The following is a 1,263-nucleotide window of genomic DNA, read 5'->3' as shown; positions in this document are numbered from 1 at the left end:
ACATTTGGACCATTCAAACTTATTGGAGGCATATCAAAAGGACATCCGGATAAGAATGATTTGGATAATGCAAAGGCATTTTTCAAAGAGTTGGAAAAGGGAAAGTGATTTAAAAGTATCATCATGTATATGGTATACACCTATGCACAAAAAAACAGAGACTCTTCCCACGGAGTCTCTGCAAAGGTTTGTATAAGAATATTATAACTACCCTGATTTCATATTAATTGATACATCTTTATTCGTCAAGGAGTTGTGGAAATTTGTGTTTAACGTAGCTTGGATATTTAAATTTTAAGTGAAACTCATTAAGAATAAGAGAATATTCATATGTATTGAAAATGTGATTATGTGTGAGAAAACAGAATTGAATCTTGCAAGGAGATTTCTTAGCTTATATTATGGCACCATGTAAAAATATATCTTTTTATATATTAATCAGATTGAAAATGACTTGTTAAGGTGTAGTAACAAGCCATTTTTTTTGTTACTGTGGTAACAAAATTTCTGATGAATATATGGATGTTACATACCTAAAATTTTAAGTATAACAAAACATCTAATTAAAAGGACATATTGTAACAAATCTGATATAATAACTATATTGGTTTTAGGATAGGTGAGAGTCTTGCGGAGTACTATTGCCGTATCTACGGACATTTATTAGAAGATATTGAAGTTTGGGAAGTAGCTGAAGAAGGAATTGTCAATATAGTAAGGAAGAAGCAGATAAATGACAGTGAAATGTCCTAAGTGTGATTCAGAGAATGTATATTAAGAAAATACGCTTTAAGGTAGAAGATTTCGGGTTAGGAACAATAGATATGAAAAGAAGATATGTGTATTAGATATATCCGGATGGTAGGTGGATTGAATATACATATCAAGGAGAATCTAATCGTTACACATACAAAGACGTATGCGTAACAAAAAAGAGAATGTATTAAGATTATACAATAAATATCAAAAGTTATTTGGTGCACCATTATGGAAAAAGAATATTATGGAAGCACAAGTTTGCGACGGATATGGATATACCTTGCAGATTACTTATAAGGATGGAAGAAAAAGAGTAATTGAAGGCGATATTGGCGGTGGTACAATTGACGGTATAATGGGAAATTATTTAAAGAAAATATTTGGGAGAAATTACGATGATTAAAACAGTTCTCGGTGATATAACAAAAATAGATTATGTTGACGTTATAGTAAATGCAGCAAATAACAGTCTCTTAGGTGGTGGCGGTGTTGATGGAGCAATTC

At 31.3% G+C, this 1,263-nt stretch carries 1 protein-coding gene and 2 pseudogenes; all 3 read left to right on the top strand.

All coding sequences use genetic code 11. The features are described from left to right. A pseudogene (locus tag GKE48_RS15185) lies at positions 1-108 on the top strand (flavodoxin); the annotation flags it as partial. 811 nt (positions 109-919) lie between these two features. Further along, positions 920-1,162, top strand: coding sequence for a hypothetical protein (locus GKE48_RS14450; RefSeq protein ID WP_173016959.1), 243 nt, complete (start codon positions 920-922; stop codon positions 1,160-1,162). Further along, positions 1,155-1,263, top strand: a pseudogene (locus tag GKE48_RS15140) (RNase III inhibitor); the annotation flags it as partial. The gene GKE48_RS14450 and the pseudogene GKE48_RS15140, both read left to right, overlap by 8 nt.

It is taken from the genome of Lachnospira eligens, from assembly GCF_009680455.1.
Lineage (GTDB): Bacteria > Bacillota > Clostridia > Lachnospirales > Lachnospiraceae > Lachnospira > Lachnospira eligens_A.
This window is presented reverse-complemented; position numbering and strand designations above follow the sequence as displayed.